Raw genomic sequence first — 21369 nt, 5'->3', positions numbered from 1 at the left:
AAATGAACATTATTAACAAAATCCTCAACGTCGACGATTACTATTTCGACGTGTTTATGTCTATCTCGGAAGCGCTTGCCGGATTTACGGTCAACGAATTACAGTCTACTGGCTTGGCAGAAACCTATTACACTTACGTTCTCAAAAGCTTAGATGCTGCTACTTTTGTAGAATTTCTTACTGTTTCTAAAAATATTCTTGAAAGCTCTTCCGATAAAGATCAGTTAAAAAAAGCCATTCAATCCGAAATTATAGCAAAACCAGGGATGAATGATATTGCTGGGAAAGTCATTACAATGTGGTATCTGGGAACCTGGGAAGGAGCGTATATCAATGATCTTTCTTACAAAGAAGGCCTTGTCTGGAACCTGATGCATTCTCATCCACCCGGAGCAAAACAGCCTGGCTACAAATCATGGAATATTAAACCTGTAACAACAACTCATGAATAAGATCAACCATAAAAAAGATGTCATCATCGTAGGAACAGGGATCGCAGGATCTCTTATTGCAAAACTGCTGACCGACCACGTATTTGATGTAACCAAAGGAAAAATGATCCACCGTGCAGATGCAGGAAAATCTGACAACATCCGCGAAATATCAATCCTGATGTACGAAGCTGGATTAGAAGCCGGTCTGGAGCTGGATTCTGTGTCTTCAATGACTACATATAATGAGTATATGCGTACTTTTTATATGGAAGAAGCCAAAGTTCCCAATTCTCCTTATCCGAATTTAAAACAGGCCCCTTCTCCGAATGTACTCGATATGGAGCATATTATCCCCCCATTTCCTGATAAGAAAGGATATCTGGTTCAGTTTGGGCCAATGCCGTTTGCCAGTGATGCCATCAGAGTGGGCGGAGGGACTACCCTTCACTGGCTGGGAACTACTCCAAGGATGCTTCCGAACGATTTCAAACTTACAGAGAAATACGGAATTACAATAGATAAGCCGGATTCGAAAGAAAAAACACCCATTAACTGGCCTATAGACTATGAAGAACTAAGGCCTTATTATGAAATGGCAGAGTTTGAAATAGGGGTTTCCGGAGATGTTTCAAGACAGGAATATCCTATTTCTGAGAATATGGAAGAATATTACGGAGATTATGTGTTCCCGATGGAAGAAATTCCTCAGAGTTATATGGATCACAAGATCATTGAGGGTCTTAAAGGGACAAGTGTAGCGCTAAGCTCAGGAGAAATTCCGTTATTGATGGTACCATCTCCACAGGGAAGAAATTCTATTCCGAATCCCAAATACGGAAAAACAAAGATCATCAAAGCTGAACCTAAAGAAACGGGATACAAACTTGTTTTAGACAGCTCAGAAAAGGAAGAATACAAAGCTCTTGGTTCTGTATGGAATCCTTATATGGGAGAACGCTGCGAAGGAAATGCATCCTGTGTTCCGATCTGTCCGGTTCAGGCAAAATACAATGCTTTAAAAACATTGAAAAAAGCTTTATATAAAGTTAATGAGAATGAAAACCTTAAGCGCAATCCATACATGCAGATTCAGGCTCAGAGTGTGGTTTATAAATTAAGTGTGGATCAGGATAATCAAGATAAAATTTCCAAAGTTCATCTGAGAAGATATACTTCAAGGGAGAAAACTGATTTTGTTGAAGAAGCTATTGACACTTCAGACTCTATCGTAATTCTGGCAGCCAATGCTTTTGAAAATCCAAAAATTTTATTGAACTCCAAATATACCGTTAACAATGTTGTAAAAACGGCTGCTAACAGCAGTGACCAGGTAGGAAGAAACCTGATGGATCATATGGTAATGCTTACGTGGGGACTTTTCCCAGAACCGGTATATCCGTACAGAGGTCCTGGTTCTACCACGAATATTTCGTCTTTCCGTGACGGAAATTTCAGAGGTGAATTTTCAGCGTGGATCTCTCCGCTTGACAATTGGGGCTGGGGCTGGCCTGCATTTTCTCCAGGTTCTGATGTGGCCTACTTTATCAAAGACAAACGTTTTGGAGCAGAATTAAGAGAAAAACTTACCAACAGGCTTTCAAAGCAGGTTTTGTTCCATTTTGAGATCGAGCAGCTGCCAAACCCTAATAACAGAGTAACTATTAATGATCAATATCTGGATGTTCTTGGTATTCCACGTCCTGTTATTCATTATGAGCTGACTGACTACGAGAAGAGATCTATGGAACAGGCAAAAAGTGCTTCGGACCAAATGTTCAAAAGATTAGGGATTGAGGATTTTACAAAATATACTGTGGAAGACAAAAACTCTGTGATCTACAATGGAAAAAGATATTCTTACAACGGTGCAGGCCATATTGTAGGAACTCACAGAATGGGTTCTACAGCAGAAGATTCTGTAACCAACAGCTATTGCAAAGCCTGGGACCATTCTAATTTATATATCGTAGGAGCAGGAAATATGACAACACTGGGAACTTCAAATCCTACTTTAACATTATCAGCATTCACAATCCGTTCGGTAGAATCTATCCTTGCTGATCTTGAAATTCAACTTAAAAAATAAAAACATGAGACAAAGACTTATCAATAAAACAGAACAACCACAGGAAACATTATTAAAAGGATCCAATCTGGCAGGCAGAAGTGCTGTCGTAGCAGAGCCTATTTCATTGCCTACTTTATTGTTTGATTCAACGCTCAGCAAAGAAGATTGGGTTGAAGGAGTAAAACATCACAGCAAAATGATGACAAGCCTTTTGCTCAATGATCAGATTAAGGAATTTAATGCTTATCTGGAATCTCAATCAGGTTCAGGAATTTCAGAAGTAAAAAAAGGCTTAGCCGATGTGGATTACCGCCCGGTTTTACAGGACCTTTTACAGACAGCAATTCTTATCGAACACTCTACCATTCCTCCTTATCTTACTGCTTTGTATTCAATAAAGGATGGAACCAATGCTCTGGCTTCCCAGATTATCAGAAGTGTTGCGGTGGAAGAAATGCTTCACCTGATTATGGTTTGTAATGTCCTGAACGCCATCGACATCCAACCCTCTGTCAACCAGCAGAAGAACTACCCTACCTATCCTATGAAATTACCTATGAATGTTAATTTCTATGTTGGGCTGGAAACCTTCTCCTCAAACAGCATTGCAACATTTATCGCTATAGAAAGCCCAAGCAATCCTTTGGTAAAAGCTCCTAAATATGATCATGAAACTGATTCTTCAGCCTTCTATTCTCAAAGAGCTGCAGTATCGGAGAACAATTTCTGGACTCTTGAAAACATGAAAGGTTTTATTATGGAAGACGTACATACCATCGGTGAATATTATGATATCTTATTCTTCTATATTGTCGTTTTCCAAATCAGTGCTTATTACAAAGAACATGGAAGCCTTCCTAAGAATTTCGAGGAACTCAATACAGGAGGAATTTTCACAGGAGACTCTACAAAGCAGATCCGCCCTGAGCAATATTACGGAAGCGGCGGGAAGCTACACTTTGTAGAAGCTCTGGCTGGAGTAATTGCCGTTTTCCAGGAAATCAAAGGACAAGGTGAAGGAGCTGACGATTCTATTTTCGATGTGGACCCGTCACAGTTTGAAGAAGGTGTGGAGTTGGCTCATTATTTCAGATTTAAAGAAGTTTTCCATGAGCATTTTTATCTTGGAGGAAACTACGAACCCTTTATGGATGAAAACGGCATGATGCCTGTCACTACGCCACCCACAGGAAAAGATTTACCTGTAGACTGGAATCAGGCATATCCGATGAAACCTAATCCTAAGCTGGCAGACTATAAAGAGAACAAAGAACTATATGCCCAGGGCGTTGAGTTTAATAAAACCTATAAGCGTTTATTAGATGCTATTCAAAGTGCTGTGGAAGGAAATCAAAGAGAACTGGAAAAATCCATTATGTACATGTATGCCCTGAAAGAGCAGGCAGTAGGTCTGATGAAACAACCATTGGATTCTCAGACTAATGCAGGTCCTACTTTCGAATACATCAATTTATAACCCTAAAAAAAACGATACATCATGCTTAAAAGAAAAAAAGAAAGTCCCGAAGCGGGAGGTGAACAGTTATTCCGTAAAATGCCAGGTCAGAACCAGGAATCTTTGGCAGAATTAATGGACGGATATTCAAAACTTCTTATCGATGATCCGGTAAGACCGTTTAGAGAAGAAAATCTGCAGGCAATAGAAGATAGTGTAGACTATGGAATTCTTGAAGCACTTGACGGAACCTGGGTAAGTTATAATGTAAATTACAATAAAGACATTACCAAACCTTCATTAGCGAGCGGAGTGCATACTACCATTATGCCTTCTCCTGGTACCAATTCCGGTACCATTCCCGGTAAATTTGCTTTTGACAGTGAAGAATATATTGAGAAGCTAACATTTTCTATCGTTCCCGGTGGAGTTCGTAACCGTGGTGGTGCAAGTGAGCTTTTCTGCGGAGCTGTTAAATACGAGCAAAGTATCAAAAGTGTGAATACTGTAGAAGGACAAGACGCTTTAAAGTACACCCCTATTCATGAAGAAAACGGGATGTATCTATGGCTGAGTGATGTCTACAATCATGCTGCAACGAAGGAATCTATTAAAAGAGACCGTGGTATTCATGCTTTTTCAACAGAAGATGCTGAAAAGTATGGATATACAGGGGAATACAGAGATGAACCTTTGGTAAGGGTAACACCAGACGGGGAAGAAAAAAAGTATATCCTTCTGAGCCAGCTGGAACCGGGACAGCCTTATTATGAGATTATTCCGGCACAGGAAATAAAGCCGGGAGCAGGAGTTGATGGTCCTTATTTTATTCCGGACTACTCTATTTCGCGAAGTGGTGTCATTCCTCATGGAAGTACCATTACTTTACTGGGAGATATTGCTGCTCAAAGAAATTCTGAAGGTGACACCATTTATTTAATTGACGGTTCCCCTAAATTCCCTTATGGTAAAGAAGCATGGGACACTAACCATCTCGCCATTTCACGCACGATGGGTAACGCGGGAGTAACACCTGACGATATCATTGATCTTGATAAGCCTGCACCGGACTGGGTACATGAGACTTTAAATGATAAAAATGATCCGGGTTCAAACAAAATTTATACCCAGAGAATATTGGCAGACGATTTATATCCTTATTCTGTAAGACCGGATCTAAGGCTTAGAGATACATTAAGAGGTCAGGAAGTGAGCAATTACGTTCACGTTAAGATGTCATCCAAAATGAAAACCGGAGCGCAGGGAGGAGTTTTAAACGTTCCTTTTGTGAATCGTTTTGTTCCTACTGTTGAAGTGGATATGGATATGTGGATTGAAACGGTAATTGAAGACGGAAAAGAAATTCTTCAGCTTCAATACGAGCAAATTGTATTTTTCGAATTTGATTTCGGAAACGACGGAGGTACTACAAGCTGGCCTCATATCCAGGTAAATACGCTTCGTAAGCTGAAAGATATTCCTGAAGACCAGAGAAAAGTAATAGAAGATCAGTTCTTTGCTCCTGCCGGAACTTCTCATGCTGCTTCGGGATGTCCTTATCATAAAGGGTAATATTGAAAAAATTTGTGGTATCTAACTGCATCAATATCCGGAATAAAAAATAGGAGGCCTTTGTGGTCTCCTATTTGTGTGAAAAACCTCTTCGTATAGGATTATTTACCTTTACAAATACCATTTTCCCCATATCAAAAAATAACATAAAACCATGATTTACTGCCTGTTGATTTCAGATCGTTTATAGCATTAGCACTACGGTTTGAACGGGTAGTAAAAAAAAATAGATTACTTCAATCTAATTTTTATATTTGCAGAGTTTGATTTTGGATTTCAAGGCCCATTTTAGCCTCGGAAAGATCAGATACAAACAAAAAAGACTACCCAACTATGAACAAAAAAATAAAAAATGGATAAGAGTAATTTATTAATTATTGTGACAGTGATCTCTCTGTTCGTTTCATTTTTTCTTGCATTTTTTCTCATTACAGTCAAAACAAAGCATAAAACGAGCAATTATCTTTTGGCGTTTTTTCTCATCATCACTGCAATAGACACCAGTGAACCTTTATTGAGTTTAATAAGTGATGTTCCTTCCAATCTTGGAATGTTCAGAAATACGCTTGCCTTTCTACAGATTCCCGTTTTTTATCTGTATGTCGTATCAGTTTGTTATTCTGATTTTAAATTTAAACCTAAATATCTTTTACACCTGCTTCCTTTTTTAGCCGCAAACATCGCTTTGATCCCCCGTTTTTATTCAGTGGATACGGCTTCTAAAATTGATTTCATTATGAATCGTCAGCATATGATAGAACTCCAGTTCAATCATATTCTTTTTCATATACAGGCATTTACCTATTTTACTGCCGTTTTTATACTTTTGAGAAAGGCAAAAAAACTATATCTCGAGAATTACTCCGGTACAAGCATCAATTCCTATAGCTGGCTGTTCCAGTTTACCAGTGTACTGGCTGTTATTTATTTAACGGTGCTTTTAAAAAACATTTTAAAATTTTCAGATTATCCATACCTCTCTGAGCTGATAAAAATTGGCATTCAGGTCGCCCAGCTGTTTATTGTTTGCTGGTATTTATTCAAAGCACTCAACAATCCCGGTTTATTCAGAAGCATTAATTCAAAATTAAAGCTTGTCTCCGATATTGTTTTAGAGGAAGAAAAGAACGAGCCTGAAGCGGTACAGGAAAAAGAATACAATGAGGAGCTGTCTAAATTAAAGAATTATATGGCCGCAGAAAAACCGTTTCTGGATCCTTCTATCACAATCCAGAATATTTCTGATCATATTGGAATTCCTACCCGTGAATTGTCTGTTTTGATCAATCATAAGCTGGGACAGCATTTTTATGATTTCGTGAATACCTATCGTATAGAATATGCTATGGATATTTTAAAAGATGCTACAAAAACTAAGGTAACGATTCTTGAAATCTTGTATGAAGTGGGTTTTAATTCAAAATCTTCTTTTAATACTGCTTTTAAAAAACATACTGGAAACACCCCGACCACCTATCGTAAAACATTACAAAACAATACGTTGTAATTACTCGTACTTTTTTTTCAAAGTATCCGAACTCATTTTTCTGATCAAATCCGCCCGATTGCATGTACTCGGTCGCATAGGATAGGCTTCTTTCTCACATTTGTATCATAATAATGTTTAACCATCAATAACGATACAATGAAAACTTCATTCAACTTTTTAGCCGTGCTATTATTAAGCACTTTTACTTTTGGACAGAATATAAACCAAAAGATAGATTCATTAATAAAGGATAATTTTCAAAAAAATCCTGACGTAGGAATCAGCGTTGGTCTGATCAAAAATAACGAGAAATACTTTACCGCCTATGGTAATCTGAATGCAGAAACGTCTGCTAAAATTGATAAAAATTCCTTATTCGAAATTGCATCCATTACTAAAATTTTAACGTCTAATTTAATTGCACAAGCTGCTCTTGACCATAAAATAAAATTGGATGATTATATAGACAATTATCTTCCCAAAGACTATGTTCTCCATAAAAACCTTAGAAATAAAATAAAAATTTCAGATCTGGCTTCTCATCAGTCTGGCTTACCGGATGTTGATTTTGGAAAACTCGTAGAGCTTAATCCACAACAACCTGTCAGTAGCGTAACTCAGAAAACATTAGCCGATATTATCAATAATTGCAGTGAACTTACCGATTATGGCAAGTACCGCTACTCTACTATTGGATATACCCTGCTGGGACAAATAGTAGAAAAAGTATATGGCAAGAGCTACGATGAAATCATCAGAATGAAAATAATAAAACCTTTACAGATGAATACTACCTTCACTAAAGATTTTGATGTAAAAAACAGAACTGTGGGGCATAATCCTGAGGGCGGTATTCAGGAGTTCTTCAAATGGAACATTACAGCTCCTGCCGGATTGGTAAAATCCAACGCTTCTGATATGCTTCTCTATTTAAAAGGGATTCTCAATAAGGAAACAACCATCGGTAAAGCTGCCATCCTTACAGAAAAGATCTTCTATAAAGATGAAAAAAGAGAAATGGGACTAGGGGTAAGTATTTCTACAGATGACGGTGACACCCTTTATTTAAAATCCGGAGATTCTATGGGACAGTCTTCAATTATATGCTACAACAGAGCTAAAAACTGGGGTTTCATCATTCTTCTCAATCAAAGAAATTCAAAAATGAGACAAAACCTACTGGCTAAAATAAATGATATCCTATTAAAATAATAAATGAAATGAGTGATTATTCGTCAACAATTGTTCGTCAATTACTCATCAATGATACAAACTAAGGGGCAGATGACTGCCTCTTTTTATTTTCTTACAGCATAATACCTTTCCAAATATTACAATCCCTCATACGTTTGATCTACCATAAAAGATATTGCTTTTTTAATATTAGCACGTCCTTCTGGCGTGTTGACATCTATTCCGCAAAAAATACTGCCATTCAGGGAAGCAAACATATTCAGATAATAAAGCCCTGAAACCATAATGGCCATAATAGAACGATACACTTCCATATTTTCTTTGAAACGGGATTCCATCAATAATTTAAAAATATATTCGCCGTTTTCTTCCTGAGTATCGATCAGTTTTTTTAATGATTTTCGGGGTTCAGATATCGTCCACAATAATAATTTCTGAGCTTCTTTATTAGTGTACACATAATCAAATTGTGACAGCAGCATATGCTCAATAAACTGTCTTCCTCCGTCTTCAAGGTTCGGCTTCATTTTTTCAACTTCTTCACTTGTTGCTTTCACCCAAAAATCTTGTGTACGGAGATATTCGTCCATTAGGCCATCCATTCCGCCAAAATATGTATAGATCATCTTTTTATCTACCCCAGCTGTCGCAGCAATATCATTGATTTTCAAACCTGCATATCCTTTCGTCTTCAGAATTTTCCCAACGGCATCTAAAAACTTCTTTTTACTGCGTTCTTTATTCCTAATACTCCCCGATGCTGACTTTCTTTCCATAATTCAAGTTTCTATCATACAAGTTTAAGAATTTTTTTTATCATTTTAGACACCAAGCAGTGTCTAATTACATCCAATTGTATATATTTGCACAAACTAATAACCATTTTATATAAAGTGATGATTGAAGTTGCATGATTAAGAGAGTTCAGATTGTACCGTTAGTTCCCTCAGTTTAAAATATTTCGAACATTAACAACTGAGGTAACAACAGAACCCAACGGCATCATTTTCTATAGCGATGCCGTTTTTTTATTTTTTGAAGAAAGTAAATAAATCTTTTAAAAGGATATTGTAAGCAACATGTGCTTTTTTGTGAATGAAATTGATATTTCAAGACTTAAAAAGACCTCATTATGTTGTTTTTGGGGATGTAAATGGGGAATTATTACCCGATATAAAGAGGTTTTACTTTCGATATTAAAAATATTAATGCTGAAAATCAATGATTTAAATATAAATTTAAAAAAAATGTCATTTTGGACACTTTATAGTGTCTTATTTATATATATTTGTAGAAACTAAGACCATCTATATATTAAAACACTATTCAGGTTGAAAAAATAAACAATTTAAATTGTATTATTATGTTCCCTTACTTTAAGACAATTTCGAACACGAAACAACTAAGGTAGAAACACAACCCATAACAAGCCATTAGATTTCTAATGGTTTGTTTTTTTTACCCTAAAAACTTTCCTTCTTTACGATCTCCATTCCTATTAGCCTGAACATTACAGGTTTTCATATGTATGGTCTAATAAAAAAGAAATCGCTTTTTTGATTTTATCCCTTCCTTTAGAGCTGTTGACGTCTATTCCACAGAAAATACTACCGTTTATAGCAGCATACATATTCAGATAATAAAGCCCTGAAACCATGATAGCCATAATAGAACGCACATCTTCTGCATTTTCTTTGAAGTGGGAATCCATCAGGAGTTTAAAAATATATTCACCGTTTTCTTCCTGTGTATCGGTCAGTTTTTTCAATGATTTTCGGGGCTCAGATAAGCGCCATAAAAGTAATTTTTGAGCTTCTTTGTTTTCGTACACATAATCAAACTGGGAAAGCAGCATATTTTCCATAAATGATTTGCCTCCATCATCTAATTTGGGTTTTATTTTTTCAATTTCTTCGATAGTTACTTTACTCCAATAATCCTGTGATCGGATGTATTCATCTATCAAGCCATCCATCCCTCCAAAATAAGTATAGATCATTTTCTTATCTACCCCGGCTGTAGCAGCAATATCATTCACCTTCAATCCAGTATACCCTTTTGTTCGAAGTATCTTTCCCACGGCATCTAAAAATTTTTTTATACTGCGTTCTTTGTTCCGGATACTTCCTGCTACTGACTTTCTTTCCATGGTAAACTTTCAATTCTACAAGTTTATGAAATTTTTTTCGTTTTTAGACACTTTTTAGTGTCTAAATTTATATATTTGCAAAAACTAATAACCATTTTTATTTAAAGTTACGATTGAAGTTGCATGATTAAGAGAGTTCAAATTGTATCGTTAGTTCCCTCAGTTCAAAATGTTTCAACATTCAATGACTGAGGTAAAACATTACTCAAGCAGCATCATTATCAAGGTAATGGTGCTGTTTTTATTTCTGAAAAGCTTTTTTTCGGATTTATAGTCAATGAACACCTCTACATTTCATTTTTTTTGAATTAAATCTATTTTTTTTTAATTCTGAAATCTGCTTTAAATACCTTCTAACATTGACTTTTATCGATGGGACGAAACACTAATTGAAATTTTTTTTCATTTTTTTTCATTTTTAGACACTACATAGTGTCTTAATTTGTATATTTGCTTCAAACTAATAACCATTTTATATAGAAGCACTATTTGAGTTGGAAAAAATGAAAATTTCGAACACAAGCAACTAAGGTAAAAACATTAAATGCGGCAGTATCATTAGATCTCTAATGATGCTGTTTTTAAATTATAGAGGTCATTAATATTGTAAAACCTAATAATCAGAGAAGAAAATCATGAAAAAAATTGTAATAGTAGCCAGTTTGATATTTTTAACTGCCTGCTCAAATCCTACCAGTAAAAAATATAATGAAGCGACAATAACTGAGGATCTTAAAGAAATCGGTGAAAGCAAAAAATGGAATGAGAAGGAGGCAGGATTATTTGCAGGATGGCTGATAAGAGCTAAATTAAAAGGCGAATCATTGGAAAACAAGACGTATCAGAATATCCTGGATGAAGCCAAAAAATTCAAAGCTGAAGAGGATGCTTTAGCAGAAAAAGCAAAAAAGGAAGCTGAGGAAAGAAAGCAGAAAATGAAAAATGCTGTTACCGTCACTATTTTTGCCAAAGAATATGTCCCAAGTAACTTTGATGCCGGAAGATTGGAGGATTACAATCTATTCAAATATGCTCTCCAGAACAAATCATCCAAAGAGATAAAAGCGGCGAAGATCAGTTTTAAGATTTTTAATGCTTTGGGGGAACAGATCGGAGATTCTTACAGCATGGATTTTACAGATGACAGAATTGCGGCAAATACTACTTTTAAAGGCGATGCTGCTTTCGATTATAACCAATTCTCCAATGATGATAAAAAAATAGCGTCTGCAAAATTTGAAGATTTAATTTTTGATTTTGACGTACAGAAAGTGGTATATACTGATGGTTCCGTGTTGGAATAACTGAGATATTCTTTTATACATTACCAAACATTTAAAAATTCCATGAGGTCCTGATATTGGGACGTTGTGGAATTTTTATTGATGGATACTAAAACTACTGTTTACTTATTCATCCATATTCTGATAACTTTAAGATTAATACATCATTACATAGGAAAAAATACTACTTTTACCCCACTTAATTGATAACAATGAACAAATTGTGTTTTATAATTGTAGTTTTTCTTATTTCAATCGGACAACCCCTTCATGCACAAACAGACAGTATCCAGAACTATGTAGTGAAAGCTCTTGATATTATGAAGGCTAAATCTGTGAATAAAAACCGTGTTAAATGGGATTCTTTATATTCTGACAGCCGCCGCAAAGCAAAGGACCTGAAGAACATCAAGTCTACCTATCCCATCATCAAAGATGCACTAAACGCCCTGAAAGACGCTCATTCCAATTTCTATCCTCCAGAATTGGTTAAGGCTTATGTTCTTGGATACAGAGCCACCGGTCAGGAGTTTCCTGTTATTGAATCAAAAATAACGAGCGGAAAGATTGCCTATATTAAAGTTCCCCCTATCGCCTGTTATAATTTCAAAGAATGGGACGAATTTGTAAATACATTTTATACAAAAATTGAAGAATTGGCCCTTCAAAATCCTAAAGGCTGGATCCTTGATCTCAGAGACAACTATGGCGGAATGCTTTATCCCATGCTCGCATCCATAGCTCCTATGCTGAATCAGAGCGATGTAATAGGAACTATAGATGCTACAGGAAGCCGCTTTTTTTTCAATTATAAAGACGGAAAGTTCTCGGAAGGAAAAACAGTTACCCACCAGTTTACCGTCAAAAAAGCACCCAAACCCATCACCCAGCCTATTGTTGTAATGGTCAATAAAAAAACGGCAAGCTCCGGAGAATTCTGTGCGATTGCTTTTGTAGGACAGAAAAATGCAACAATTATTGGGGAGAAAACCCAGGGATTAACATCCGGAAATCAGGAATACAAACTTTCGGACGGAGCTTTTATCGCACTGACTATAGGCAATACGATTGACCGGGATAAAAAAGAATATGATAAAGTAGGAGAAGGCCTGAAACCCAAGATCACTCTTGAAGACACCTCAGATACAGGATATATGGAAATGGCCGACAAAATAATCTTTAAAAAGTAATATCATCTTATATAAAAAACCCTTACAGATTTGTAAGGGTTTTTATTTTTAAAGAGTAAAGGCGATTACCCTTTTGCTTTTTCGTCTGTAAAAAACTCAAATCCTTGCTTTCTGTCAATGAGCTGCAGTGGATATAATGCGGGATTGTATTCCCCGTTTAACACTTCATTCAATGCATGTTTTTTGGATTCACCAAATGCGATAACCAGAATGTTTTCTGCTTTATTGATCAACGGTGCAGTCAGAGTGATTCTGAACATTTCCTGAGGTTTCAGATAATAGGCAGATACCCATTTTTCTTTTTCCTCCAAAACGGCTTCACCAGGGAATAAAGATGCTGTATGACCATCATCTCCCATTCCTAAAAGGATAAAGTCAAAAACACCTTCATCACCAAGAACATTTCTTATCTGCTGTTCGTATGAAGTTGCATAATCCTCAGGAGTTATTCCTTCAGCATACATAGGAAAAACATGAGCTTTATCAACAGGTACCAGACTGAGAAGCGCCTCATCCGTCATTCGGAAGTTGCTTTTATCGTCATTTAAAGGAACCCATCGCTCGTCGACCCAAAAGAAGTAGACTTTATTCCATTCAATCTGTTCAGCATACTTTTGGGTCGCCAATAGCTTGAAAATGGCTTTGGGAGAAGAACCTCCACTTAGCGCCACCACAAAACGGTCATTTTTCTGAATAGATTTTTTTGAAAGGTCAACAAAAGTATCTGCTGCCTTTGTGTACAGTTTTTCCAAGTCGTCAAATACTGTAATATTCATTTTTTTCTGTTTAAATTTTTATATTATACCCAGCTGTGTCCTTGTCTTTCAACCAAGGCATTACTATCTTCCGGACCCCAGCTTCCCGCTTTATAATTGGGGAAAGATAAATCTTTATTGTTTTCCCAGGCTTCCTGTATTGTTGTGACAACATCCCACGCCTCTTCCACCTGATCAGAACGCATAAATAGAGTAAGATCTCCTAAAAGAGCATCCTGTAAAAGGGTTTCATAAGCTTCCGGAGTATCATCCTGGCAGGCAAAATTATCAAAAATCATTTCTGCTGGTTTCAAATCTAATGTCAAGCCCGGTTTTTTTGTCATGAACTGCAATCTGATATCCATTGCCGGCTGAATGTTAATAATCAACCTGTTAGCTGACAAATGGTGCGGACTATCCGAAAATGTTGAATGAGGAAGCGGTTTAAACTGAATGGTAATATAAGAGTGCTTTTCTTTCATTTTCTTTCCGGTACGAACATAGAAAGGAACATCCTGCCACCTTTCATTATCCAGATAGAATTTTATGGCCGCAAAAGTTTCTGTATTGGAATCTTCTGCAATTCCGGTTTCCTGGCGGTATCCTTTTACTTCCGCTCCGTTTACGATGCTTTTCGCATACTGGCCGCGTACTGCATAATGATCAACCTGATCCGAAGAGATTCTGCGAATACATTTCAGAACATCAACTTTACGATCTCTGATCTCACCTGACTGCAATGATGCCGGTGGTTCCATAGCTACCATACACAGGATCTGTAACAGGTGATTCTGAATCATATCCCTCAAAGCTCCTGTCTGTTCGTAGAAAGCTCCCCTTGTCTCAACCCCTACTTCCTCCGCCACAGTAATCTGTACAGATTCTATATATTTATGATCCCATAATGGTTCAAAAATAGAGTTCCCGAATCTAAAAGCCAGGATATTCTGTACCGTTTCTTTTCCTAAATAATGGTCGATACGATAGATTTGTTCTTCTTCAAATGTTTTTGCCAAAAGACTGTTAAGCTCAATCGCCGACTGTTTATTATGACCAAAAGGTTTCTCGATAATAATACGGTCTCTTTTCGGATCAGAAGCTAATGATGTACTTTTGATATGGTTGGAAATCGTTGAAATGAAATTAGGTCCGATTGATAGGTAAAACAATCTATTGGCTCTTGTTCCGTAAACGGCATCAAAATCCTGTAATTTCTGCTGAAGAGACTTATAAGAATTCTCCTCATCCAATTGATGCTGGAAGTAAGTAATATGAGCCTGAAAACCAGCCCAATCTTCAGAAGTCACTTTCTTTCTGGAGAAACTCTCAAGATTTTCTTTGACGTAGTTTCTGAAATTCTCATCGGTATTCTCTGCCCTTCCCAAAGCAATAATATTGAAGCCTTTGGGCATTCTACCGTCGATATATAAGTTATAAAATGCCGGAAAAAGTTTTCTTTTTGCCAGATCTCCTGTAGCACCAAAAATAACAATATTTGTTGGCTGCAAGACTCTATTTTGATTCATTTTCTCCGAATTTTATTGGTTTGCAGTTTGCCAAGATGTATGGAAAACTCCTTCTCTATCAATACGTTGATAAGTATGAGCTCCGAAATAATCACGCTGAGCCTGAATCAGATTCACTGGTAGTGATTCTGTAGTGTAAGCATCAAAATATCCCAAAGTGGTTTGAATTCCTAAGCTTGAAATTCCATTGGCAGCAGCATAACTTGCTGTTTTTCTCAGGGCTTTAATTTTTGATTTTACAAGTTCAGAAATATCGTGGTCAAGAAGAATATTAGACAGATTAGGGTTTTGTGTATAGGCAGAATAGAATTTTTCCAATAATACCGAACGGATAATACATCCTCCTCTCCAGATTTTTACCACATCTTTCAATGGAATTTCAAAACCGTATTCTCCAGATGCTTTTACCAATAAAGATAATCCTTGTGCATAGCTGATCAATGTAGAAAGGAAAAGAGCATCTCCTACTTCCTTAATAAACAATTCTATATCTTCCGGTTTTGTTATTTCTTTTTCAGCGTATATTTTGGAAGCCTGAACTCTCTCTTCTTTATATGCTGATAAAATTCTTGAAGTTACCGCAATATCAATCGTAGGAATAGAAACTCCGATTTCCATAGCTTGCTCAGAAGTCCATTTTCCGGTTCCTTTTGCTCCTGCTTTATCTAAAATCTGATCAACAAGATATTGGTCTGTCAATGTATCTTTTTGTGTGAAAATATCTCTGGTGATCTCAATCAGGAAAGAGTTCATTTCACCGTTATTCCATTCTTTAAAAACCTGATAGAGCTGATCGTTATTTAAGCCTGCTCCTCTTTTAAGAAGATCATAAGCTTCACTGATAAGCTGCATGATGGCATATTCAATACCGTTGTGTACCATTTTCACATAGTTCCCTGCAGATCCTTTCCCCATATAGGCTGTACATGCTTCGTTGTCTACTTTTGCAGCAATCGCTTCAAGCATGGGTTTCAGAAGTTTGAAAGCTTCCAGATCACCTCCGGGCATGATACTGGGACCTGTTCTGGCTCCTTTCTCACCTCCGGATACTCCCATTCCCATAAAGTGCAGCTTTTTTGATGCCAGATCGGCAACACGTCTGTTGGTATCTTCGAAGTAAGAATTTCCTGCGTCAATCACGATATCACCTTCATCCAAAAGCGGGGTAATATTTTCCAGGACTGCATCTACAGGCTTTCCTGCAGGAACCATAAGAATAATTTTCCTTGGGGTCTCTAATGCTGATACAAAATCTTCTAAAGAGCCTGTACCTTTTACTTTCATTTCAGAAGCAGCTCCCTCTTCTAATTCTTTAACTTTCTCCTGATCTAGGTCGAATCCTGCGATTGAGAACCCGTTGTCAGCGATATTATAAAGAAGATTCCGCCCCATTACTCCAAGGCCAACCATTCCATAACTATATCTATCCATTATATTGGTATTATATGTATTTTGTTATACAGACAATAAAATTACGTAAATGCGAATAAGGAAAAAAATAAAAGAAAAGAAAAAATTCATTCTACCTCTGTTTCACCCTCATTTATAAGCTACTAATATTCACATTTTCATATACTTTTCCTTCAGAAGAATAAAATTCAATCATTATTATGGGAATGATCTATTAAAACAGTCTGTTTTTTGGCATAATTAAACTTATATTTGCGAAAATTTAAAAGTAATGCACTATAAACTTGAACTCAACACTCAGGAGCCAAATTCTAAAATTGTTTTTAATACCGTCATATTTGATTCGTTCAAGATTAATATAGTTGAAAGATATATCGGGTCAATGAGGGCTCGTCCAACATTATGTGAAGTTTTATTTAAAGTCAGAACTTTAGATAACGTAATTGTCAACAGAAGAGATGGTAATGTAAGAGTAAAGATAAAAGGTGATGATTTTGAAACGTATCAAAGATTATCCAGAGACCTGAATTCTTATGAGTACAAAAACAGATTGATCAACAGAAAAGACGTAGAAGAAAACTATGTTCACTTTATCCTGAGTTTAGTGATCGCCAATTATCAGCTTAATTAAGCTGTTCTGAATTATTATCCCTCTATAATTTTTTAGAGGGGCAATTCTCAAAAATGGTATTGCGCTAAAAACATACCGTTTTCAATATCTTAAATACTGAGAGTAACCCGGAGAAGAATATTTTATTTTCCAGCACTTGCGGCCTGAAAAATGGTTACAAAGGAAAGTTTAAATCAAATTATTTGTGATTACGTAGGATATTGCTTCTATAATATTTTTCACTCCAATTCTTTCAAACAATTTGCTCCCGTGAAACTTCACTGTACCAGGTGACACAAACAATTGTTCTGCAATTTCTTCTATTTTTAATCCCTGAAGATAGAGTCTTATAAATTCAATTTCTCTTATTTTTAAGGTAATTTTACATTCTTCAGACCATTTAATGGTCAAAAATTCATGCATATTTCTCCTCTAAGAAATTAATGATCGGTTTTCACTGGTAGAACTATTTCAATAATTTAGAAAACCATACGTAGATATCCATATCACCGGGAATATTCATTTTTTTTCGCAGATTGTATTTCTTGGTCTGAACAGTCCTTATTGAAGTGTGGGTATATCCGGCAATATCTTTTGTAGAAAAGTTCAGATAAATATAGGCACAGAACCTTATTTCTGAAATTTTTAAAGGAGAAATCTTAAGCAGTTCTTCGGAAAAACGCGGACAGTATTCGCTGAAACGAGTTAAGAATTCCGAATTATTTTCTTTGGCAAGCTGTATAACCTCATTAAAAATACACTCCTGTACCGGTGACTGATGAGGTATATCAATTTTATCCAGATTTCTGCTTTTATATTTTCTATAGTAATATAAAAAAAGGAATATGAAAAAAATACAAATTACAATACTGCTCAATAATATCAATATAAGTTTTTCTGTCAATCTCTTCTCATTCCTACTTTCAAGATCATTTTTTTTATCTATACTATCATTTAAATCATAACTTTGCTGTTCTTTGGCAGTTTGAATATTCAATAGTGCATTCGCATAGCAATCCGCACTGTCTTTGTCTTTCATTTCTTCATACAGATTCTTAAGCTCATTGGCCACAGATTTCTGATGGTATTCATCCTTAAAATAATTATTCGCAATTTTTTTACAGATCCACAGGTAGTACTTTACATTTTTAAAGTCTTTTATTGCTTTATAATATTTAGCTGCATGAAACGAAGTAAAAAACAACAAGCCTTTATCATTTATTTTTTGAAGATTAACAAGAGACTCCTTTACATATATTTTTGCTGAATCCGGTTTCCCCAGATCAACATATACCGCAGCTAAATAAGGAGTCGTCATATAGCTCCAGGCTACTTTGGTCTTATGTGTTTTGTATTGATTATTTTTATTTTCTCGGTATATTTTAGAATATTTATAGGCAATTTTAATTTTCTCCAATGCTTTTTCACTCTTATTCATTTCATTATAGAAACCTGCATACTGCCAATTGATCAGATAGGTATAGTAAGCATTTTTTTGCTCCACAGTCTTTTCATAAATTTCATCCACCTGCCGTAGTGCAGTAACCCTTTCTCCTAAATTATAATAAAGCAGTGATTTTAAAAGATGGAGATACAAGACAACTTCAAAATCTGTTTCTTCACTGATCAGGTTTTCTTTCTCTACTTTTTCGATATAATAAAATGCTTTTTTAATATCATTGTTTTTATTGTAAATATTGGCAATCTTAAGATATCCCAATGCAATACAATCCTGATAGGAATTCAATCGGCAAATCGTTATAATATTTTCAATTTTCTCTATTTCTTTTGAACCTGAGGTACAAAATTCAATATCAAAAAGAATATTCTTCAGCTCTTCTTCAGTTTGTTGTGCATAAAAAAGTGAAGAAATTAAAAAAAGCAGAAAACTTAGATTTTTTATCATTATTACCACATACTATTCAATGCAATATTAATACTATAATAATTCATAAAAAGACAAAACACATACGTATTACATACACAATAGATAAATATAACAATTAAACGCTATTTAAATTATACAATTAACAATTACTTTTGACCGAAAATCATTTCACTATTTAACTCTACAATAGAAAATTAATAACATCTTAATTCAATATATACCACATAAATTTTATGAAAAAATTACTACCTTATTTGTTTTTGTTCACTGCAGTATTTGTAAAAGCACAGAATGATAACTGTACTGGAGCTACTCCAATTACCGTGGGAACAAATTTTGTATCGGGAGCAGTCACTTCCAATAATACTGGTGCTACTACAGATGGTAATCTTCCTTCTTGTAATGCTGACGCAGTTGAAAATGTTTGGTTTAAAGTGGTTGTTCCGGCAAGCGGAAACTTAACCATAGAATCCAAATCAGCTTCAAATTCTCCGTTTGATGATTCTGTTATTAGTATTTATAATGGAGACTGTAGTTCTTTAACGGAAATTGCTTGTGATGATGATAGTGGAGAAGATTTATTTTCAAAAATCAGCGTAACTGGTCAGACTCCCGGAACAACTTTATATGTGGGTGTTTGGAAATATAGTTCAAGTACAGAAAATGGTGAATTTCAGGTTTCTGCATATGAAGTTTCTCCTCCTGCTAATGATAATTGTACAGGTGCGGTCTCTCTTACATTGGGAACAGATTTTACCTCAGGGGCCATCACATCCTCTAATCTGGGAGCTACTACAGATGGCAATCCTCCTTCGTGTAGTGTGGATGCCATTGAAAATACATGGTTTAAAGTAGTTGTTCCCGCAAGCGGAAAATTGACTATTGAAACCAAATCATCGACAAACTCTTCATTTGATGCCTCCGTGCTTACTGCTTATACAGGAGACTGTAATTCTTTAACAGAAATTGCTTGTGATGAGGAGAGTGGAGATGGTTCTTTTTCAAGGCTCAATTTAACCGGCAAACTCCCGGAGCTACCTTATATATAAGTGTTTGGAAACGTAGTTTAAGCACAGAGAATGGTGAATTCCAGATTTCTGCCTACGAAGCTACTCCCCTTATCAATAATAATTGTGCAGGAGCAGCATTGCTGACATTGGGAACAGATTTCGCTTCAGGAGCAGTTACATCTTCTAATCTGGGTGCTACTACAGATGGTAATCTTCCTTCTTGCAGCCCGGATTCAGTGGAAAATGTTTGGTTTAAAGTAGTTGTTCCGGCTAGTGGAAACTTAGCTGTAGAAACCCAATCGGCTTCAAATTCTGTATTTAGTGATTCTGTTATTAGCATTTATAGTGGAGATTGTAATTCTTTAACAGAAATTGCTTGTGATGATGATGGTGGAGAAGGTTCTTTTTCAAAAATCAACTTAACCGATCAGGCTCCTGGCACCACATTATATATAGGCGTTTGGAAGCGTAGCTCAAATACAGATAACGGAGAGTTTCAGGTGTCTGCCTATGAAATTTCCCCTCCTGCCAATAATAAATGTACAGGAGCGACATCGCTGACAGTAGGAACAGATTTTGCTTCAGGAGCAGTCACTTCCTCAAATTCAAACTCTACTACAGATGGTAATCTTCCTTCATGTAATCCGGATGCTACTGAAAATGTTTGGTTTAAAGTAGTTGTTCCGGCAAGCGGAAACTTAACCGTAGAAGCTCAGGAGGTTTCAGGCTCTTCATTCAATGCTCCGGTAATTTCAGTTTATAATGGAGCATGTGGTGCCCTGACAGAAATTGCCTGTGACGTTTACAGCAGTCCAAACTCTTTACCATTGATTTCATTAACAGGTCAGACTCCCGGAAATACGTTATATATAAGTGTTTGGAAATACGGATCTTCAACAGACAATGGAGAATTTCAGGTTTCTGCATATGATAATACAGCATTATCTACCCATGAGATTGTGAACAACAAAAATAATATCACAGTATATCCTAATCCGTTCAGTGATATTCTCCATATTTCAGACATCTCAAAAATCAAATCAATTGTTGTTATTGATGCATTGGGAAAACAAGTTAAAACAATTGAAAAACCGTCATCTCAGTTGTATCTGAATGATTTAAAATCAGGATTATACCTGATTACTTTAAAAATGATGGACGGAACTACAAAAACGATTAAAGCAATTAAAAAATAACATTTTTTCAGAATCATAAAATAGTTTTTAATATTTAGGATATCTTCTATCTGCAGGTTTGTGTTATTTTCCTGCAGTTTTTTTTAAAACTTTGAAAGTTCAAAACACATTATACTTTTTCACATTTGCACAGAGGCTA

18 protein-coding genes are annotated in these 21369 nt (G+C 35.9%); 11 read left to right on the top strand and 7 right to left on the bottom strand.

Annotated features, from left to right (window positions below; all coding sequences use genetic code 11):
- The first annotated feature begins 2 nt into the window (after positions 1–2).
- The 6 genes from C1634_RS12790 (at position 3) to C1634_RS12765 (ending at position 8231) form a co-directional block, all read left to right on the top strand.
- Positions 3–452: a hypothetical protein gene (locus C1634_RS12790; RefSeq protein WP_123921443.1), complete on the top strand. Its 450-nt coding sequence runs from the start codon at positions 3–5 to the stop codon at positions 450–452.
- Positions 445–2520: a GMC oxidoreductase gene (locus C1634_RS12785; protein WP_109738530.1), complete on the top strand. Its 2076-nt coding sequence runs from the start codon at positions 445–447 to the stop codon at positions 2518–2520. Before C1634_RS12790 ends, C1634_RS12785 begins: the two co-directional genes overlap by 8 nt.
- A 4-nt stretch (positions 2521–2524) precedes the next feature.
- Entirely contained in the window at positions 2525–3979 is a 1455-nt protein-coding gene (locus C1634_RS12780; RefSeq protein ID WP_123921441.1) for a ferritin-like domain-containing protein, read from the top strand.
- A gap of 21 nt (positions 3980–4000) precedes the next feature.
- Positions 4001–5530, top strand: coding sequence for a peroxidase, FMP-type (locus C1634_RS12775; RefSeq protein ID WP_103235479.1), 1530 nt, complete (start codon positions 4001–4003; stop codon positions 5528–5530).
- 352 nt (positions 5531–5882) lie between these two features.
- A complete protein-coding gene (locus tag C1634_RS12770) occupies positions 5883–7037 on the top strand; it encodes a helix-turn-helix domain-containing protein (RefSeq protein ID WP_109738528.1) in 1155 nt (384 codons plus the stop codon).
- A gap of 138 nt (positions 7038–7175) precedes the next feature.
- The gene (locus tag C1634_RS12765) at positions 7176–8231 is read left to right on the top strand and encodes a serine hydrolase domain-containing protein (RefSeq protein ID WP_103233274.1); all 1056 of its coding nucleotides are present in this window, start codon (positions 7176–7178) and stop codon (positions 8229–8231) included.
- Between the two features lie 119 nt (positions 8232–8350).
- On the opposite strand, the gene C1634_RS12760 is transcribed toward C1634_RS12765, so the two are convergent.
- Together C1634_RS12760 and C1634_RS12755 are read right to left on the bottom strand one after the other, a co-directional pair.
- Positions 8351–8989, bottom strand: coding sequence for a TetR/AcrR family transcriptional regulator (locus tag C1634_RS12760; protein ID WP_103233273.1), 639 nt, complete (start codon positions 8987–8989; stop codon positions 8351–8353).
- Positions 8990–9723: 734 nt separating this feature from the next.
- Positions 9724–10362: a TetR/AcrR family transcriptional regulator gene (locus C1634_RS12755; protein WP_103233272.1), complete on the bottom strand. Its 639-nt coding sequence runs from the start codon at positions 10360–10362 to the stop codon at positions 9724–9726.
- A gap of 635 nt (positions 10363–10997) precedes the next feature.
- On the opposite strand from C1634_RS12755, the gene C1634_RS12750 reads away from it, so the two are divergent.
- Together C1634_RS12750 and C1634_RS12745 are read left to right on the top strand one after the other, a co-directional pair.
- Positions 10998–11666: a hypothetical protein gene (locus C1634_RS12750; RefSeq protein ID WP_109738527.1), complete on the top strand. Its 669-nt coding sequence runs from the start codon at positions 10998–11000 to the stop codon at positions 11664–11666.
- Between the two features lie 191 nt (positions 11667–11857).
- On the top strand, positions 11858–12835 hold the full coding sequence (locus C1634_RS12745; RefSeq protein WP_109738526.1) for a S41 family peptidase: 978 nt from the start codon (positions 11858–11860) through the stop codon (positions 12833–12835).
- 65 nt (positions 12836–12900) lie between these two features.
- On the opposite strand, the gene pgl is transcribed toward C1634_RS12745, so the two are convergent.
- Genes pgl through gndA form a run of 3 tightly spaced genes read right to left on the bottom strand, consistent with a single transcriptional unit; the run spans position 12901 to position 16547 of the window.
- Positions 12901–13611 carry a 6-phosphogluconolactonase gene (pgl, locus tag C1634_RS12740; protein WP_109738525.1) on the bottom strand — a complete coding sequence of 237 codons (711 nt, stop codon included), beginning with the start codon at positions 13609–13611 and terminating at the stop codon, positions 12901–12903.
- 23 nt (positions 13612–13634) lie between these two features.
- On the bottom strand, positions 13635–15116 hold the full coding sequence (gene zwf, locus C1634_RS12735; RefSeq protein WP_103233268.1) for a glucose-6-phosphate dehydrogenase: 1482 nt from the start codon (positions 15114–15116) through the stop codon (positions 13635–13637).
- Positions 15117–15128: 12 nt separating this feature from the next.
- A complete protein-coding gene (gene gndA / locus C1634_RS12730) occupies positions 15129–16547 on the bottom strand; it encodes an NADP-dependent phosphogluconate dehydrogenase (protein ID WP_109738524.1) in 1419 nt (472 codons plus the stop codon).
- 250 nt (positions 16548–16797) lie between these two features.
- Between gndA and C1634_RS12725 the strand changes: the two genes are divergently transcribed.
- The gene (locus C1634_RS12725) at positions 16798–17157 is read left to right on the top strand and encodes a prevent-host-death protein (protein WP_103233266.1); all 360 of its coding nucleotides are present in this window, start codon (positions 16798–16800) and stop codon (positions 17155–17157) included.
- 168 nt (positions 17158–17325) lie between these two features.
- Here C1634_RS12725 and C1634_RS12720 read toward each other — a convergent pair whose 3' ends face one another.
- Both C1634_RS12720 and C1634_RS12715 read right to left on the bottom strand, forming a co-directional pair.
- The gene (locus C1634_RS12720) at positions 17326–17559 is read right to left on the bottom strand and encodes a response regulator transcription factor (protein WP_103233265.1); all 234 of its coding nucleotides are present in this window, start codon (positions 17557–17559) and stop codon (positions 17326–17328) included.
- A 43-nt stretch (positions 17560–17602) separates the two neighbouring features.
- The gene (locus C1634_RS12715) at positions 17603–19042 is read right to left on the bottom strand and encodes a helix-turn-helix transcriptional regulator (RefSeq protein ID WP_109738523.1); all 1440 of its coding nucleotides are present in this window, start codon (positions 19040–19042) and stop codon (positions 17603–17605) included.
- A gap of 215 nt (positions 19043–19257) precedes the next feature.
- Between C1634_RS12715 and C1634_RS12710 the strand changes: the two genes are divergently transcribed.
- Positions 19258–20073, top strand: coding sequence for a hypothetical protein (locus C1634_RS12710; protein WP_103233263.1), 816 nt, complete (start codon positions 19258–19260; stop codon positions 20071–20073).
- Between the two features lie 107 nt (positions 20074–20180).
- Positions 20181–21230, top strand: a complete 1050-nt coding sequence (locus C1634_RS12705; RefSeq protein ID WP_165835323.1) for a T9SS type A sorting domain-containing protein — start codon at positions 20181–20183, stop codon at positions 21228–21230.
- The last annotated feature ends 139 nt before the right edge of the window (positions 21231–21369 follow it).

It is taken from the genome of Chryseobacterium viscerum, assembly GCF_002899945.2.
Classification (GTDB): domain Bacteria; phylum Bacteroidota; class Bacteroidia; order Flavobacteriales; family Weeksellaceae; genus Chryseobacterium; species Chryseobacterium viscerum.
The sequence above is the reverse complement of the archived record's forward strand: the minus strand, read 5'-3'. Positions and strand labels throughout refer to the sequence as shown.

Excerpts from the sequence above, each read along its gene's own strand:
- C1634_RS12780 (WP_123921441.1), top strand. The coding sequence starts at position 2,525 with ATGAGACAAAGACTTATCAATAAAACAGAACAACCACAGGAAACATTA.
- C1634_RS12720 (WP_103233265.1), bottom strand. The coding sequence starts at position 17,559 with ATGCATGAATTTTTGACCATTAAATGGTCTGAAGAATGTAAAATTACC.
- C1634_RS12725 (WP_103233266.1), top strand. The coding sequence starts at position 16,798 with ATGCACTATAAACTTGAACTCAACACTCAGGAGCCAAATTCTAAAATT.
- C1634_RS12750 (WP_109738527.1), top strand. The coding sequence starts at position 10,998 with ATGAAAAAAATTGTAATAGTAGCCAGTTTGATATTTTTAACTGCCTGC.
- zwf (WP_103233268.1), bottom strand. The coding sequence starts at position 15,116 with ATGAATCAAAATAGAGTCTTGCAGCCAACAAATATTGTTATTTTTGGT.
- C1634_RS12745 (WP_109738526.1), top strand. The coding sequence starts at position 11,858 with ATGAACAAATTGTGTTTTATAATTGTAGTTTTTCTTATTTCAATCGGA.
- C1634_RS12770 (WP_109738528.1), top strand. The coding sequence starts at position 5,883 with ATGGATAAGAGTAATTTATTAATTATTGTGACAGTGATCTCTCTGTTC.
- C1634_RS12775 (WP_103235479.1), top strand. The coding sequence starts at position 4,001 with ATGCTTAAAAGAAAAAAAGAAAGTCCCGAAGCGGGAGGTGAACAGTTA.
- C1634_RS12765 (WP_103233274.1), top strand. The coding sequence starts at position 7,176 with ATGAAAACTTCATTCAACTTTTTAGCCGTGCTATTATTAAGCACTTTT.
- C1634_RS12760 (WP_103233273.1), bottom strand. The coding sequence starts at position 8,989 with ATGGAAAGAAAGTCAGCATCGGGGAGTATTAGGAATAAAGAACGCAGT.
- C1634_RS12710 (WP_103233263.1), top strand. The coding sequence starts at position 19,258 with ATGAAAAAATTACTACCTTATTTGTTTTTGTTCACTGCAGTATTTGTA.
- C1634_RS12785 (WP_109738530.1), top strand. The coding sequence starts at position 445 with ATGAATAAGATCAACCATAAAAAAGATGTCATCATCGTAGGAACAGGG.
- C1634_RS12755 (WP_103233272.1), bottom strand. The coding sequence starts at position 10,362 with ATGGAAAGAAAGTCAGTAGCAGGAAGTATCCGGAACAAAGAACGCAGT.
- pgl (WP_109738525.1), bottom strand. The coding sequence starts at position 13,611 with ATGAATATTACAGTATTTGACGACTTGGAAAAACTGTACACAAAGGCA.
- C1634_RS12715 (WP_109738523.1), bottom strand. The coding sequence starts at position 19,042 with ATGATAAAAAATCTAAGTTTTCTGCTTTTTTTAATTTCTTCACTTTTT.
- C1634_RS12790 (WP_123921443.1), top strand. The coding sequence starts at position 3 with ATGAACATTATTAACAAAATCCTCAACGTCGACGATTACTATTTCGAC.
- gndA (WP_109738524.1), bottom strand. The coding sequence starts at position 16,547 with ATGGATAGATATAGTTATGGAATGGTTGGCCTTGGAGTAATGGGGCGG.